This is a genomic window from Paenibacillus pseudetheri (genome assembly GCF_924513355.1).
Lineage (GTDB): Bacteria > Bacillota > Bacilli > Paenibacillales > Paenibacillaceae > Paenibacillus_AQ > Paenibacillus_AQ pseudetheri.
In genome coordinates, this window is record NZ_CAKMAB010000053.1 from 18562 (window position 1) to 36549 (window position 17988).

Sequence of the window (17988 nt, forward strand, 5' to 3'; positions counted from 1 at the left end):
CGTTATTTTTTAGAGATACCCAGTGTTGAAAAACAAAAAGAACAACATATTTGTTTGTTGAAGCTCCCCCCCCTCTTAGCTACAGTAATAGCAGACGTACAACCAATGCAGAGAAAGGGGGTGAAACAATGAAGACGATTACAAATGCAATTCCGAATCGCACGGGTAAGCCTCGCAGAACATTGCGCAGCATGCGCCGTCAGACACCTTTCTATTTAATGATGGCACCCGGATTAATTTTTGTTGCGATCCTATTTTACATCCCGATGGTCGGCGTTATCATTGCCTTCAAAGATTACAATGCACGCGATGGTATTCTCGGAAGTCCATGGATGGACCCGCTATTCAAAAACTTTGAGTTTTTCTTTAAATCTGACGCAGCGAGAAGCGTTACCTTCAATACACTTTTTTACAATGTAGTACAAGCAGTTGCCGTTACGCTTTGCGCATTGGCACTGGCTATTCTATTAAATGAAGTAAAACACAAATTTGTATCTGCTACCTATAAGGGATCGATATTGCTGCCGACCTTCCTCTCATGGATTGTCATCCAGTTCATTCTCTTCAGCCTACTAAGTGTTGACCGTGGTATTGTCAACAGCATGATTTCCGAAAACGGTGGAGAGACCATTTACTGGTACAGTGAGCCGTCTTACTGGCGATACATTTTGCCAATTGCTTATATATGGAAGAACGTCGGTTACTATTCGGTGCTGTATGTAGCGGCGATTGCCGGGATTAACACCGACTACTATGAAGCTGCGCAACTGGACGGTGCTTCGAAGTGGCAACGTATTAAACATATTACATTGCCGCTTCTACAACCAACCATCATTGTTCTTTCACTGCTATGGGTTGGGAAATTATTCAATGGCGGTCTGGGTGACTGGAACGGATTCTACACGCTTCCAAATGATGCGGGTGCTCTTTACTCAGCAACAGACGTTATCGACACACTTGTATTCCGCTCGCTGAAAAAGGTCAATGACTACGGCATGGCGTCGGCAATTGGTTTATATCAAGCGGTAGTTGGTTTCTTCCTTGTGTTGATCTCGAATTACATCATTAAAAAGAAGGATCCCGATAGCGCACTATTTTAATCGATCCGAAAGGATGAAATTTGCACTTTCTGATCGATCTGCAGAAACGGAATACTGTCTTTGAAAAAAGACTTAAATCCGTTTCTAATTGGGAGGAAAATACATGCTTCTGAGAAAACTACATTTTTCAAAATTAGTGATTCATCTTACGTTTATTGCCATGAGCCTAGCCTGCATCCTTCCGCTGCTTTTGGTTGTATCCATATCGTTTACGGATGAGCGATCGTTGATGCTTGATGGATATCGCTTCTGGCCCAAAGAGTTCAGCACAGCAGCTTATCAGTATGTATTCAGTGGAGCAGGCTCTATTCTAAATGCATATGCCGTTACGATTTCTGTCACGGTTGTCGGCACACTTTTACATCTGCTGATTACTTCCATGCTGTCGTATTCACTGACACGTCCCGAAGTGACTCACCGCAAAGCGCTCACTTTCTTTGTGTATCTTCCGGTGCTGTTCAACGGCGGTCTTGTTCCGCAGTACATTTTGCTGACGCGCATCCTGCATCTGAAGGACACCATCTGGGTGCTGATTATCGTCTATCTGGTGTCGACGGTTAACATACTGATTATGAAAAATTTCTTCCGTACGATTCCAGATTCATTAATCGAGTCAGCGCGTATCGATGGCTCGGGTGAAATCCGTACTTTTTTCCGGATTGCATTACCGCTTTCCAAACCGTCGCTTGCAACCATCGGTTTGTTTGTAGCCATTGCCTACTGGAATGACTGGATGACCGCATCATTGTATATTGAATCACAAAATCTACGCCCCCTACAATATCTGCTGCAATCTTTGATGAACAACATTGGATATTTGCAGTCGAACGCACAAGCTTCACAGTCAATGGAGGCTGCTATTGGAATGCTGCCTAGTGAAGGCGCGCGCATGGCAACTTGCGTACTCGCCATCGGCCCTATTATTTTGCTGTATCCTTTACTGCAAAAGTACTTTGAAAAAGGCTTGACAATAGGCGCTGTAAAAGAGTAATTTTACCGGTAATCCACCGGAAAATTAAATAAAAATTAGGGGGAACTACAATGAAAAGATTTTCCGCAATTCTGTTGTCTGTAACGATGGTGTTTACCATGATGCTGACCGGCTGCGGGCAGAAAGAAGCAGGATCTACCGATGATTCTGCTCCGGATTCTGCTTCGGCTTCTGCTCCAGCTGATGAAAAGTTGGTTGAGCTCAAATTCTACATGATGAACAGCCCTGTCAATGACTTTGACCGCGTCATGAAGAAAGCGAACGAAATCATTGGCAAAGAAATCAATGCAAAACTGGATCTGATTCTTGTAGACAGCAGCACATATGCCGAGAAAATGAATCTGATGATCAATTCCGGCGACGATTGGGATCTCAGCTTCACTGCAAACTGGGGTGGCATTAACTTCTTTGAAAACGCATCCAAAGGTGCTTATGCTGATCTGACTGACCTCCTCCCTAAATATGCGCCTGAAACTTATTCCCGTATCCCTGAAGGACTGTGGGAAGGCGTTAAAGTAAATGGCAAGATCTATGGACTCGTGAACTATCAACAGTGGGGCACTGCCAAACGAGAGGGCTTTAAATTCCGTTCTGATCTTGTAGATGAAACCGGTTTTGACTGGAAAGCCTTGAAAGACAAGACTGCAATTGATGCACTTGATAAGATAGGGCCTTTCCTTGGCGATGCTCTAGCAAAACACCGAGAAATGATCGGGTTTGAGACCAGTTCCATTGAAAGCTTGTTTGCCAGCAATCCGCTGTTATGGAACATGGAAGCCGTGGGTGATACTAGCATCCCTGGCTGGATTAACCTTGACAATCAAGACAAAGTCATCAACCAGTTTGAGACGGAAGATTTTGCGAAGTACACTGAAATTATGCGCGACTGGTTCCTCAAAGGTTATGTTCGCAAGGATGGCGCAACAGTAAAAGATACTTCTCCTGATCGTAAAGCAGCTAAATTTGTCGCTGAGAAAACGGGCAGCTGGCCTGACAACATTGAATATCCTGGTAATCCTGATGCCAGCAATATGTCTATGACTAAAAGCGCAGGTAATGCTCCTGCAGTTACCGTTTCTACCTCTCGCACGATGATTCCTGCGGGCGCAGCTTCTACTGCTGCTATTGCAATCAATTCCGAATCCAAACATATTGAAAAAGCTTTGCAGTTAGTTGAACTGCTCAACACGAACGATGAGCTGTACAAACTGGTTACGCTTGGTGAAGAGGGCGTTGACTACAATTACGACGAAAATGGCAAGTTTACTATGGTTGAAGGCAAATACAATTTCAACTTTAACGAATGGCAAATTGGTCAATCTTACAGCCCTAACTTCAACCGTACTAACTATGACAAGAACAAAGATGGTGAGATTCAAAGAGAGACTCAAAAAATCATCTATGAAGCTGACAAAACAGCAGAACTTTCACCAGTAACGGGCTTCGTGTTCGATTCGACACCTGTAAAAACTCAGCTTGCAAACTGCTCTGCTGTTACCACCGAAATGATTCCGGCACTCAGCTCTGGTTCAGTTGACCCTGCTAAAGTATTGCCAGAATTCCTCAAGCGCCTGAAAGCTGCAGGTGTGGACGACATCATCAAAGAAAAGCAGGCTCAATATGACGCCTGGAAAGCAAACAAATAATCTCGCACTCCTTTATGAAATCCGGTGTATTGCAATATCTTACACCGGATTTCTATTTAATAAGCGATAATAGAAAGGAACCCGCTATGCGTTATTCTCTTATGTGTAAATCCTTTAACGGCAGTGAAGTACTAGACTGTGAGAAAGTTTCCGTGAATCCGGAAAACAGTCAATATACTTTTTTACGCTACCCTTGCAGTGCTTCGATTACAACTCATACCCTACCGCAAGGCCAACGATTGGATATTACCTTGTCATTTCACGAAGATACAAAAGTTCCGATGAATTTTTCGTTTTCGATGGAGGCCGGACAATGGGAAAAAGGCAACTATGTGTTGATGCCAGGTGCGGTTTATAATGGTAACCGCTTTACAAGCTTGCCTCTTCCCTATCCGCCTTATTATGCACCTCCCCAAAATAGCCAACTTACAGATGCCGAAGTCATAACCAGCATTCCTCATCTCGATATTGAGAAAACACAATCGCGAATTTCTTTGCTTTCTGGTGATATGGCATCTTCTTTGTGCGGATTTTATGATCTCAACGATCAATCCGGTTCTGTCCTGCTCAGTGAGCACCAATGCGGGGGTTATTATACAGGCTTTACCGTCGATGAGAATCAAGTCGATCGCCAAGCATCTTTTGTACTGTCCGTTCCGGGCGTACGCGAAAATACGCAATATTTTTTTGGAGATCAAAACGACGGACAGGGCTTTCGTCCAGATGTCTCAGCTCCATCTCAGGATACCGGAGCTTTGTTCAAGCAAGGTGAAACATTGACTCTTACTGCTTGTGTCTTTCATTGGCAGCAAATATCTTTGCCTGACTTTTTCAAACAGGTGAATGGTTCGAAAACAACGTTGGAGATTCCGAAGCTTTTTTATAACGTTCCATTTTATAAGGCATATATAACTATCAAAGAAAAATACCAAAGAGAAAACTTTATAGAAGAAGGATATTACTCCGTAGGGACCGACTGGAATATACCTCAACAATGTTGGCAGGCAGGCTGGATTGGTGGAGGCATGAACAGCTATCCGTTCTTACTGGAAGATACATCCGAAGCACGTCAGCGCGCACTGTCTACCCTTCGCTTTATTTTTTCACGGTTGCAGCATCCCAGCGGATGGGTGTTCGGCATGTATGGAAACGGAAAATTTTATGGTGACGGCTTCGACAGTAACTCTGACACCATTTTGCTCGTCCGAAAAAATGCCGACTTGCTCTATTTTGTATTGAAGCAGCTATTGTGGCTTTCGGAGAATCACCACTCCACAATCGAGTTTGAGCAACCCGTAAAGGCTCTTTGCGATGCATTTGTACGGTTGTTCCAAAAATACGGGCAGCTCGGACAGTTCATTGATATGGCTACAGAAGAAATAGTAATAGGCAATTCAGCCGGAGCGTGTATGGCTGTAGGCGCGTTGGCACTGGCAAGCGAATATTTTCAGTCTGCGGAATACCTCGATGTCGCCGAACGGCTCGGTGAGTATTATTACAATAACTATTTAGTAAAAGGCATGCTGAACGGCTGTCCAGGAGAAATCTGTCAAGCACCGGATAGCGAAGCGGCCTTCGCCATGCTGGAAAGCTATGTCCAGCTGTATGAAACGACCCGAAAGAGCATCTGGCTATCCTATGCGGAATATACCTGTGAAATTGCCATGACATGGGTCATGAGCTATGACTTTGTGTTCCCTGCACACAGTACAGCTGCAAAGCGTGGTGTGCATAGCAGCGGCACGGTATTTGCCAACGCGCAGAACAAGCATTCTGCTCCTGGGATTTGTACACTTTCAGGCAACAGTCTTCTCAAGCTGTTTCGTTTTACTGGCAATTCAAAATATCTGCAGGATCTACATGCCATTGCACACAGTTTACCGCAGTATGTATCTCTGGCGGAAGATCCGGAGTTTACGCTCGAAAAGAAATATTTGCCTCCAGGTTATATGAATGAACGTGTGCAAACAAGTGATTGGGAAGGCAAGGAAAGCGTTGGTGAATTCCTCTATGGCTCCAACTGGCCGGAAGTTTCCATGCTGCTTACGTTTGTGGAAGTACCCGGCGTTTATGTGGATTTTACCAGCCGCACACTCCAGGTATTCGATCATGTGGAATGCTATGTTACACAGTGGGATCAGGATTCCGTTCACCTGGAAATGTATAATCCTACATCATACAGTACGGTTGTTACACTGCTTGCAGACGAACGCACAAACACTCGGAGCGTAACGCATAATTACTTTGGAAATATGAAGATGGTTCCCCTTTCAGCCGGTGAGCGTATACAAATTGAACTACAAAAATAATAGGAGGTCTTCCCTTTGTTGAATATTGGTATTATTGGATACGGCGTGCGGATCGACATGCTGATGGATGATTTGTTCGCACTACCTTATGAAGTCCAGATCAAGGCAGTAGCCGATCCCGACCATGAGCGCGTGCGAGCTTTAATGAAGAAAGACGGCTCCAAGGAATCGATGCACCAAATGGGAATCGATAAAATCGACGGACTTTTGCGCAGCTGCGAGATGAATCCGGATACCATTACCTTTTATACGGATGCGGACGAAATGCTGGACAACGAAAAACTGGACGGCGTGATCGTAGGTACGAACTGCAACACACATACTTATTTCGCCAAAAAGGTGCTGGATCGCAATCTGCCGCTGTTTTTGGAAAAACCGGTGGCGACTACGATGGAGGATCTGAGAACGTTAGCCGACTGCGAAGCGAACGCAACGGCTCCCACCGTTGTTTCCTTCCCCTTGCGGGTCACACCGCTGGTGCAGGAGGTCAAGCGTATTCTGGATGCCGGCACGATTGGCAAGGTGGAGCATGTACAGGCCTTCAACGATGTTCCCTATGGATTTGTTTATTTCCACGACTGGTATCGAGATGAATCCGCTTCTAAGGGGCTTTTCCTGCAAAAGGCAACGCATGATATCGACATCATCAACTATCTGCTCGGTGAAGAACCCGTGAACGTTTGTGCCATGAAATCCAAACAAATTTATAAAGGCGACATGCCTGCCGGCCTTCGCTGCAGCGAATGTGACAAATGGGAAACTTGTATGGACAGCACTTACAATATCACTCATGTGCGCAATGACATTCCGCGTAACGACTATTGCAGCTTTGCGGTAGACACCGGTAACGAAGACTCCGGCAGTATGATTGTGAAATACGAAAGCGGCATGCACGTCATGTATTCGCAGAACTTCTTTGCCCGCAAAGGGGCTGCGCGCCGAGGGGCTAGGTTATATGGCTATAAGGGCACCGTGGAATTCAATTTCGCCACCAATGAAATCAAAGTATTTGACCACATGAGTGATAAAGTAACCACTGTGCGTCTCGATGATCAAGGCTCGCGTCATGGCGGCGGCGATATTGTACTTATGCGTAATTTTGTACACCTGATGCAGGGCAGAACCACCGAATCCGTTGCCCCACTAAAGGACGGGATTCGTAGCGCCCTTGTATGTCTGCAAGCCAAAGCGTTTTCCGAAAGCGATCAATTTTATCCTGTCACTTTATAAATCAAACGATAATGGAGAGATAGTATGAATTATAATTATCACCAGGATTTGAATATCGTTCGCATGAACACGATGCCAGACCGTGCTTATTACATTCCATGTGCACCCAGCAAAAACACCACATCGAAAGAAAATAATGAGCGTGTATTGCTCTTGAACGGAAGCTGGAAGTTTACGTATTATCCTTCTTTTGCGGAAGCTTCTCTGGAGGGTGTTTCGGACAACGTCCTCCCGGTTCCGTCCAACTGGCAAATGTACGGGTACGACAAGCATCAGTATGTCAACATTGATTATCCGATACCGTATAATCCGCCCTTTGTGCCAAAAGAGAACCCATGCGGTGTTTATAAGCGCACCTTCTCCGTGGAGCTTACAGAAGAAATGCAGTTTCATTTGAATTTTGAAGGCGTGGATTCCTGTCATTATGTATTTCTCAACGGCGTATTTATAGGCTACAGTCAGGTCTCACATTCCACTGCGGAATATGATATAACTCCGTTTTTGCAAGATGGTGAGAATGAAATCGCCGTTATGGTTTTAAAATGGTGCGACGGAACCTATCTGGAAGCGCAGGATAAATTCCGCATGTCGGGCATTTTCCGCGATGTATATCTGCTGCAACGCCCGCAACATCATGTACGCCATTATGTTGTACAAACATCCTTACAACAAGAAAGTGCCACGGTATCATTCAAGTTTGATGATTTCGGCACGGCGCTTGTTAAATCCGTCAAAATCCTGGACGCCGAGGGCAGGGCCGTGGCACAGGGCGAAACATGCGACGAGACGCTTAGCCTGACTATAGAAAATCCTGTGCTTTGGAATGCCGAGCAGCCGTATTTATATCAGATGGTTCTTGATACCTTACAGGAGCGAATTATAGACACGATCGGAATTCGCACCATATCCGCTCAGGGTAATGTGTTGCTTGCCAACGGTCAGCCGATCAAGTTCAAAGGTGTAAACCGTCACGACAGCTATCCTGATACCGGCTATGTGGCTTCGCGCGAGCAAATGGTACGGGATTTGCAGTTGATGAAGCAGCATAACATCAACGCCATTCGCACTTCGCATTATCCGAATGCGCCGGAATTTTATCATCTGTGTGATGAATACGGCTTCTATGTGATTGACGAAGGAGACATGGAATCGCATGGTGCATGGTCGAGCCATGGTTTCCGCGATAATGACTGGTATGCGGTTGTCCATCACGACCCGCAGTTTCAAACGGCTATTGTGGACCGTGTGCAGCGTCTAGTCACTCGCGACATCAACCGCCCTTGTGTAGTAATCTGGTCACTTGGCAACGAGAGTGGATTAGGTGTCAATACGTTAGCTGCTGTTGATGCTGTGCGGAAGCTAGACAGCTCACGTCTGCTTCATTATGAATCAAAAAACTTTATGCCTGAGGATCAGGAAAAATTCAACTTTGATATTCTGGATGTAGAAAGTCATATGTACCCTGATCTTGAATATACAGAAAGGCTGGCTCAGGAAAACAAAAAGCCATTGATTTTATGCGAGTTTGCCCATGCAATGGGTAATGGTCCCGGCAGTCTATCCGAATACTATGAGTTGTTCTATCGTTATGACGGTTTTGCCGGCGGCTTTGTGTGGGAATGGTGTGATCATGCCATTCTACAGTATGATGCAAGTGGCAATGCACAGTATTTATATGGCGGGGACTTTGGCGAAGTGCTGCATGATGGCAACTTCTGTGTAGACGGACTCGTTTATCCCGATCGTACGCCGCACACCGGCTTGCTGGAGCTGAAGAATTGTGCCCGTCCTGTTCATATAACAAGAGCAGGTAATACATTCTCTGCAGAAAACAAGCTGGACTTTGCAGACCTCTCCGATGCTGTTACCGTCGTCTGGTCGCTAGAGCAAAACGGTACTAAAATTGCAGAAGGCAGCATTGCTAACTTCAACCTTGCCCCGCACGCAAAAGCACCATTACCGCTTTCGCTGCCGCCAATAGACGGAGCTCGTGTTTATCTGAAATTTGAATATCTACAAAAAGCAGTACATCCGCTGATCCCGGTCGGAACATCTTTGGGATTTGATCAATTTGATCTTTCGACAGAAGATATGAGTGTGTCCTTGCCTGTATCGCACTCTGCCGTAACGGCTGAGCAAACCCCTACCGGATGGTTGGTTAATGGTGAGACATTCTCTTATCATTTTAATACTGCATTGGGCACGTTTGATTCGTTTAAGATAGACGGCATAGAGTGTTTTGACAGACCAGCTGAGTTTGATATTCACCGCGCCCCTACGGATAACGATATGGTTGAGGCTGGCATTGCCAGTTACGGTCAAAATTCCTGGAAAAGCCTGCGGCTGGATGCAGCTTATGCCTACACATACGAAACAGTAGTGGAGCAATCGAATACTAGTGTTACCATTACCTGTCCTCTGTCACTTGTAGCAGATCGTGCAGCTCCTTTCTGCAATATTCAAGCAGTTTATAATGTGTATGGAAGCGGAGCCGTAGAAGTGTCTATGCATGTATCCGTACGTAAGGATCTGGCCTATCTACCGCGTTTTGGGATGCGCTATTTTCTAACCGAGGATTTTCAGAATTGTACCTATTTCGGCTATGGCCCTCAAGAGAGCTATAGCGATAAACACGCTGGTAGTTATAAAAGTATGTTTAACGCAACCGTGCCTGATCTTTTTGAAAACTATATTTATCCGCAGGAGAACGGCTCGCACTCCGGCACAGAAGAATGTACACTCTCGAATGCAAATACAACACTTAAGGCATTCAGCACAAAGCCTTTCAGCTTCTGCGCCTCGGAGTATACCCGAGAAGAACTGGCTGCCAAAAAACATCATTTCGAACTGCAAAAAGGCGGCTGCACTGTCTGGAACATTGACTATGCGATGACGGGAGTCGGCTCTGGAAGCTGTGGTCCCTACACAATCGAGCAGTATCGTTTAACCGAGAAAGAATTTGTGTTCGACTATATGTTTATACCTAGAAGAAACCTTTAATCTCCTCCAACATATTTGTAATTACTTCAGATTTATTTTAACAAACTTTATGATGGAGGTTATCAAATGTCACAACAAAAATTCACTTTATATTTGATTCATCACAGTCATACAGATATAGGCTATACCGATTATCAAGAAAAAATAGAACTGCATCATATTTATTATATTAAAGAAGTCATTGATATTCTAAATGCCATTCATGCGGGGGAAACCAAGTGGGAAGGCTTCAAATGGAATTGTGAAAGCTTCTGGTGCGTAGAGAAATTCCTCAAAACCGCTGATCAATCCTATATTGATGATTTTATTAAATATGTCAAATCGGGTGAAATCGGACTATCCGGCAACTATCTCAACATGACAGAATTAGTTGATTATACCGTTCTAAACAATACAATCGCTCGCAGTGTGAAAAATATGGAGCGTTACTCGATTCAAATGACTTCTGCCATGACCGCTGATATTAACGGCTATGGCTGGGGATATGCTGATGCGCTATATGAGAATGGGATCCGAAACTTGATGTCCTGCATTCATACCCATCATGGCTACCACCCTTTATTCAAGAAGCAAATGCCTTTCTACTGGCAGTCGCCAAAGGGGAATAAGTTGCTTGTATGGAATGGAGAGCATTACCTGATCGGCAATGAGCTGGTTTGTAACGAATATGATTATGAGTATACGATTCATGATGGTCTAATGCATGAACACTTGAGTAGTTTCGATATGGCAAAAAAAAGAATCGAGGCCTATGTAAGAGTGCTAAGAGAGCAGCAGCATCCTTATGATTTCGTACCAGTCAGTATCTCAGGAATAATGAGAGATAACTCTCCTGCAAGTACCAAAATCATCGAATTCATTCATGAATACAATGCGATACACGGTCAGGAAATTGAGCTTCAGATGGTAACACTGGATGAATTCTTTGATATTCTAAACCAAGCTGAAGTTGAAATCCCAACCTATTCTGGCGATTGGACAGATTGGTGGGCTGATGGCGTAGGCTCTACACCAAATATCGTCCAGCATTATCGTGAAGCAAGCAGAAAGCTGTACGCTGCACGTCAGCTGGATCCGGATGGGAAAATTATAGGCAAAGAAGTATTCGACAGTATCGAGTACAATTTAATGTTTTATGCTGAGCACACTTGGGGTTATTCATCATCCATCGATGAGCCATGGCATCCGAATGTAAATAAACTCGATTTAAGGAAAAGCTTATTTGCGCTCAAAGCGAACGAATCTGCTTCAAGAGCTATCAATAAAATCACTTATTTCCATGGTGAAACTCCTACCTCAGTCCATAAGGAACTGACTTTTGGAGCTATTAATCCACATGACTTCCCTGTAATAGATATCCTAAATGTTAGTTTGGAATCTTTATTTGGACACAGGCATTTTGAGATACTGGAGAAGGATACTGGACTAGTTGTACCTCATCAAATCGGACATTATGCTCGTGGATACGAAATCAATATCCTAGTGAAGTTAGATGCTAAGCAAAAGAAAAGCTACTTGATCAGAGACATTACCGCACCTCCTTTAATTTCAGCTGGTAATTGTGCCAAGATAGCAGTCGAGGGTGTAAACGATTTGGCAACAACATATGCCGAAGCACTTCAGACGGGCTCAGTTATAACTCCTTATAAACTGGAAAACAAGTTCTTCCGTATTCAATATGAAGAAGAACAAGGCATCACTTCGATCTATGACAAAATCAATGATAAGGAGCTAATCAAACCAACCAGCAAGTTTAGCGCCTTTACTCCAATTTATGAAGTAACGCCAGTGAAAACAACCCAGTACGAGGAAAGGCGCCTGATGGGACGCAACCGCAAGGCCGTGCATACGCAAAGAGATATCGGAAAACTCCTATCTGCCACTGTATTGGAAGACGGACCACTTTATTCTCGTGTTGAGCTCGGTTACCAGCTGAAAGGCACCAATGCCAGCTCTCTTATCCTAACTGCATACAAAGAGATTCCTCGAATTGATGTCGATTTCCGCTTCCATAAAACAAGCGTGTGGGAACCGGAAAACTTGTATTTGGCATTGCCGTTCACAACAGGCTATGACAATGAAGAATTTTGGGTTGAAAAAACGGGCACGATTTTCCGTCCAAGAATAGACCAATTACCTGGAACATGTACGGATTTCTATGCCTTGCAAGATGGCATGTGCTATCAGTCGTCGAACAGCTCTCTAATCATCGCGACACCTGATACACCACTGATCATGATGGGAGATATTAAATCACATGAGATCAAATTATGTGGTGAAGAAGGTGTCAACAATATTGATGATGTATATGCATGGGTAATGAACAATTTCTGGGAAACCAATTTCAAAGTAGATTTAGGCGGTTTCCATCAATATCGTTATTCCCTTCTGCTAAATGATTCGAATAACGTAGATGAAGCCTTTCAAGCTGCAAAAGCTACTAACTGTCCTGTTCTAGGATATTATTCTTTTATTTAAAAGCATATTGTACCAAAAAGAGGACATCTATGAATGATGTCCTCTTCGACGTGGGTCAGCACAACTGGAAAATATTACTCTGTTATGTTCTAACATAGGCCTTGATTGTCCCAATTTCTTTTCCTACGCTATTACCATGGGGGCGTATCGAATAGCTGCCAACCATTGCAGGAATGATGAATGTTTCAGCATAATGAACTACAAATGGCTCAAAGGCATTTGTAGGACTTTCAACTATAGCTTCCTCACCCTCTATTAGATTGAGAACATTGACACCGCCATCAGTGTTATGGATGACTGGTCTTGAGAACCAATGTCTTCTTGTTTCAATAAACTGCCTATCATGTAAGCCTGTTTTTTCTTCGATCCATCCATCGCCTTCACCTATTTGTTCTAGACAATTTATTATATTTTCACTGACCCACATCTCGTCTCTTTCCCATTGAATAGAATTGATTCCGTGTTCAAGATGGACAGGTCTTGGCATCCCATCCATCCCCAGCCGTCCCCAATCCCATAATTTAAACGTGAAGTAATTGGGTGTTGCACTTATTTCTAATACCAAGGAATCTTTACCCTGCGAATGAATAGTACCTGCTGGTATTAAAAAATGGTCATGCTTTTTAGCTGGAAATTGATTAATATACTTTTGATCGTCAAATTTACTGCCCTCATCATATGATTGTTTTAAATCTTGAATCATTTCATTGGAATCAATATCATCCTTGACACCCAAATAAACGATAGCATCATCTTCTGCATCAACGATGTAATAGCTTTCATCTTGCGTATAATGCACCCCAAACGTTTGTTGCGCATAATCAACCAATGGATGAACCTGTAAACTAAGATTTCCGCCCCCAAAAGTATCTAAAAAATTAAATCGAATCGGAAACTCCGCGCCAAAACGTCCATATACCTTTTCACCCAAAAGATCAACTGGATGTCTAAAAACGGCATTAATAGCTGGGACTTCAATTTTTACGTCCCCGTATCTTAGAAAAAGACTATTTTCTTCTGGTACACCATTAAAGCTCCAAGCATAGTTTTCCACTGACGGATCAAGACCAAGCTTTTCTTTCATCCATTGCCCACCCCATACTCCAGGGGCAAAGTAAGGAACAACTCTAAAAGGCTGGCTGACTGTTTGCTTTAATCCAGCTAAGTAGGTTGCCCCCTCTACCAGCTTTGGTTCATTGCTGCAGTTCGTATCTAATAGATAATCTATTTTTTCAAACAACTTCCTTTTATGTCTGTCCGCAACTGGCCATTCAAAGAAATAGCCTCTTTTAATCTTTCTAACCGCATCCTCATTACGGTTGTCTACTCTCCAATTGGAAATTTCATTATTACTATATCTTTTTTGGATTTCCCACCTTGCTAAATCAGCATATATGAGAATATCAGGATCACATACAAGAGTAGCACCAGAACCATAAATAATGATTAAACCGCTATCAATGTTATTAATAGCACTTCTAGCCTCTTTTAAACGTTCATCATCTAAAAAATCCCCAAAATTATGAAGCGACATCTTCCCAAATACTCTATCCGTTGTTAGATGAAATTTAATCATATCCGTTACTTTATCGCTAGAATAATATAAATCATCAGCAAAAAATGCATAAGCAGGTTCCATAACTGAAACAAGGTTAGCTTTTAGTTCTTCCATTTTTACGCCAGGGTAACAATCGATGGTAACGATTGTCTTTTGCTTTCCTAGTCTGTTTATTGCCCGATTAAGCTCATTCTTAATGTTTCCGTAATCTTGCCAAGCATGATCATTTGAATTGGATACTAGTATCTCTGGGTACATATTAAAATTAGCCATTATTTTATCCCTTCTTTCTAATAGATTGCTTTAATAGATTTGCTACACCTTTAAATGTACTCAGTGAGGTTTCTTCGGAACATTCAATGTTTACCGTTTTGTTCTCAAGCGTTTCATAAACCCCATTCATAAACAAATCTTTACTTTTTGTAATTTGACCGCCAAGAATGATCGCATCTGGTTTAAAACTTTTTATATATGGATTTAAAGCTTCTCCGATAGACTCCCCAAACATTCGGAATGCCATCTTTGCTTTCTGGTCTTCATTTTTGCCCATAGCAGCTAGTGTTTCCACTTCGATGTCTGTTGTACTAAGGCCTAGTTCATTCGCCAGTTGTAAGATACCTCTTTTGGAAATATAGTCATCGACTATGGATTGCTTAAATGGTTGATTATAGATCCAGCCATTTTCCGGTACATCTTGTCTGTCTCTTACCAACTTTCCATTTTCCATAAATGCCGATCCTGCCCCCGTACCAATGGTTAAACATATGGATTTGTTGTAACCTCCAGCCTTTCCGGCTACATGTTCTCCTAAAGCAAATAAGCTCGCATCATTATCAAAAACAATCTGAAACTCATTACTTGTCTTTGAATGAAAAGAACTTTCTTGTTTAAGACGATTTATTAATAGATCACGAAGGTTCACTTCGTATATCTCTTCAAATTTATCGATACCTTTGATGTAACTTATCCCTTTTTCATAATCAAATGGACCTGGAAATGCATAGCCAACTCCAGTTATTTCGAAGTCTTTATCCAAAATCCCATTTGTTTGCTGCTTAATGATGAACACCAAATGTTCAATGATACCTTCTTTAGTCTCTTTTGATTTCGAGGGGAAAATGGCATACGAGTTAGGAACTATTTCCCCATCGTCGTTTAAAACAGCTGATTTTATAAACAATCCTCCGACATCAAATGCGATCGAATATTTATTCATTACAACTCTTCACATCCCTTTTTGGAAAATGCCCTTTTTATATGGATCATTTTTCTTATTTCTAGTATAAATCTTGCTCTCTCCTTAATCTTTTGAGAAACCAGTCATATTTTTATAAAATCGAGACATTCATGATACGCGCGTGGAAAAATATGCTACTATCAAAGTGGGAACATTAATGTGGTTCATTAGTATTTTGAAAGGGGAAGGCAGGCATGGAATGGACTGATTTGTTTATAGATGGTTCAATTGCTCTTAATCAGGAATCCATACAAGTCAATGGAAGTGATGCTTCCATTCTAATTCACTATTGGGGTGCTCAACCCAATCATTACAATAACAAGCCACATCAACATTCTTATTTTGAACTGTGCTATATTGTCAACGGTGAAGGTGAGTATGTGGATGATGGACATTCATTTCATATAACGAGTGGGTCCCTTTTCCTTTCTCGCCCCTACGTTAAACACCAAATTTTAAGTGAAACTGGATTGGAAATTATTTTTGTTGGGTTTGAAATTATAAAAACAAAATCTACAAAGAAATTAATAGAACTTTTTACTAATCTAGAAAAAACGAAAAAATTCATTATTAATGATGCTGGCCAGACTCCCGTTGTAAAACTATGGACTTCGATCCTCGTTATGGCCTGTGATTTATATCTATTGTTCAACGACTGCTTTCAAGGCTTATGTTCTTCTTTTTATTCAAGTATTATTGGATTATTTAATGAACAACAAATTAAATACAAAAAGAATAAAGAAATTCGTATTTATTCGTCCTTAGTATATCAAGCGAAGCTATACATCCATGACAACCTGTCTCAATCATTGAAAATGAGCGACGTAGCGGATTTTATTCACATTTCAGAAAGACACTTATCACGTATTTTCCAGGATGAATTAGGCCAATCGTTTTCAAATTATATTAAAAGAGAGAGAATGAGAAAAGCCAGTATCCTCCTTTCAGATACCGACCTTACCCTCAAAGAAATTTCAGAAATGTCAGGTTTTAAAACAGTTCACTATTTCACCACTGTTTTTTCAGCAGAAATGGGAATGCCTCCTGGGGAGTTCAAGAGAAAGCTCTACCAACAAACGCTGTAAGCACCAATTGTTTTCATCCAAACGAAAATAGGACAAATCAAAGCACTTTGGGATATACGTATTCAACTTGTTTTATATTTTTGTTCTTCAAGTAGACACTAAAAAAACTGATGTTATCATGAGGAACGAGTGAAACTTGGAGGGATATTTTTATCGCTAAGGAAGGACAAGTGTTTCAATCATACACGGAAGATTTCAGACGGCAGCAGTACGAGAGTATCTAGATGGGAAAGACAGCTAAAGTATTCGATACTCGTAAGGGCTACTCATCCGATCCAATGAAAGGACGCTCACGTATCGTTTGCCAGTATTGAGGAACTGCGTGTCCTACACGGGGTTACTCGTCTATTAGCCATTGCAGGGCTACCTAGAGCCAGTTATTATAAGTGGTGATCTGCACGGTCATGGCGGGTTAAATCACAGCATCATTACTATATCTTCAGCTATAAAAAACTGTCTCTTAAAATAATTAAATTGCTTCTGATATGGACCTTGGTACTTTTCATTGTTCTCATATACATGTAACAATTGAATATGGAGATCATAAATTTCTTTGTATGTCATAATAACACCCCTCAGCAGTTAAAAAGTTAATTTTCTGAATATGCTTTTTTTATATTCATTTAGCCCAACTACTTGAATTAACAAAAAAGCAACTCCCTTGTTGGCAAGTCGCTTCAAACACTCTATTGTTAAGCTTTAGTTATTATCTAAGATCCTACCGCTTCGCCTTATAAAACTCATGATACAGCTTCATCAATGCCCTTTTTTCTATTCTCGAAACATAACTCGCGAGATCCCCAACTCCTTGGCAATCTCCCGCTGTGTCCGCTCTTCCCCACCAGTATTCAATCCAAACCGACCAACGACAACTTCTTTTTCCCGGTCATCCAGAATATCAAGGTTACGATAAATCTTGCTTTTCTCAATCTTAAGATCGACCTCTTTAATGACATCATCGGCTTCAGAGCCGAGGATATCGATAAGTGTAATCTCATTACCTTCCTTGTCTGTCCCAATCGGATCGCGGAGAGATACATCTTTACGAGTCTTCTTAAGCGAACGTAGGTGCATCAGGATTTCGTTTTCAATACAACGAGCAGCAAAGGTCGCGAGCTTCGTGCCTTTGTTTGGACGGTAACTCTCAATAGCTTTGATCAGGCCAATAGTTCCGATGGAGATCAGATCCTCCATGTTTTCCCCAGTATTATCGAATTTCTTGAGGTTATGGACACGATACGATGTAGATCGTCACCGGTGTTACTTTTTATACTTAATCAGTAAACAAACATAAAAAATAAATACACTTGCAAACAGCCTGATAACTGCATCCAGGGAGGAGTTAGAGTTAGAG

Annotated in this window: 10 protein-coding genes and 1 pseudogene; 8 read left to right on the plus strand and 3 right to left on the minus strand. The window is 42.2% G+C overall.

The window, feature by feature from the left end; all coding sequences use genetic code 11:
• Positions 1-128 precede the first annotated feature (128 nt).
• The 7 genes from L1028_RS28050 (at position 129) to L1028_RS28080 (ending at position 12754) form a co-directional block, all read left to right on the plus strand.
• Positions 129-1100, plus strand: coding sequence for an ABC transporter permease (locus L1028_RS28050; RefSeq protein ID WP_234541259.1), 972 nt, complete (start codon positions 129-131; stop codon positions 1098-1100).
• A 103-nt stretch (positions 1101-1203) separates the two neighbouring features.
• The gene (locus L1028_RS28055) at positions 1204-2091 is read left to right on the plus strand and encodes a carbohydrate ABC transporter permease (protein WP_060625409.1); all 888 of its coding nucleotides are present in this window, start codon (positions 1204-1206) and stop codon (positions 2089-2091) included.
• Between the two features lie 50 nt (positions 2092-2141).
• Entirely contained in the window at positions 2142-3737 is a 1596-nt protein-coding gene (locus L1028_RS28060; protein ID WP_234541260.1) for an ABC transporter substrate-binding protein, read from the plus strand.
• Positions 3738-3751: 14 nt separating this feature from the next.
• Positions 3752-6046: a hypothetical protein gene (locus L1028_RS28065; protein WP_234541261.1), complete on the plus strand. Its 2295-nt coding sequence runs from the start codon at positions 3752-3754 to the stop codon at positions 6044-6046.
• 15 nt (positions 6047-6061) lie between these two features.
• The gene (locus L1028_RS28070; RefSeq protein WP_234541262.1) at positions 6062-7276 is read left to right on the plus strand and encodes a Gfo/Idh/MocA family protein; all 1215 of its coding nucleotides are present in this window, start codon (positions 6062-6064) and stop codon (positions 7274-7276) included.
• A 24-nt stretch (positions 7277-7300) separates the two neighbouring features.
• Entirely contained in the window at positions 7301-10276 is a 2976-nt protein-coding gene (locus tag L1028_RS28075; RefSeq protein ID WP_234541263.1) for a glycoside hydrolase family 2 TIM barrel-domain containing protein, read from the plus strand.
• A gap of 66 nt (positions 10277-10342) precedes the next feature.
• The gene (locus tag L1028_RS28080) at positions 10343-12754 is read left to right on the plus strand and encodes a glycoside hydrolase family 38 N-terminal domain-containing protein (protein WP_234541264.1); all 2412 of its coding nucleotides are present in this window, start codon (positions 10343-10345) and stop codon (positions 12752-12754) included.
• 82 nt (positions 12755-12836) lie between these two features.
• On the opposite strand, the gene L1028_RS28085 is transcribed toward L1028_RS28080, so the two are convergent.
• The gene (locus L1028_RS28085) at positions 12837-14585 is read right to left on the minus strand and encodes a class I mannose-6-phosphate isomerase (RefSeq protein WP_234541265.1); all 1749 of its coding nucleotides are present in this window, start codon (positions 14583-14585) and stop codon (positions 12837-12839) included.
• Positions 14586-14589: 4 nt separating this feature from the next.
• Positions 14590-15528 (minus strand): ROK family protein, encoded by a 939-nt coding sequence (locus L1028_RS28090; RefSeq protein ID WP_234541266.1) that lies wholly within the window; start codon positions 15526-15528, stop codon positions 14590-14592.
• Positions 15529-15743: 215 nt separating this feature from the next.
• Here L1028_RS28090 and L1028_RS28095 point away from each other — a divergent pair, with 215 nt between their 5' ends.
• Positions 15744-16634: an AraC family transcriptional regulator gene (locus tag L1028_RS28095; protein WP_234541268.1), complete on the plus strand. Its 891-nt coding sequence runs from the start codon at positions 15744-15746 to the stop codon at positions 16632-16634.
• A gap of 718 nt (positions 16635-17352) precedes the next feature.
• Here the strand turns inward: L1028_RS28095 and sigK are convergent.
• Positions 17353-17864: pseudogene (gene sigK, locus L1028_RS28100) on the minus strand (RNA polymerase sporulation sigma factor SigK); the annotation flags it as partial.
• Positions 17865-17988 lie beyond the last annotated feature (124 nt).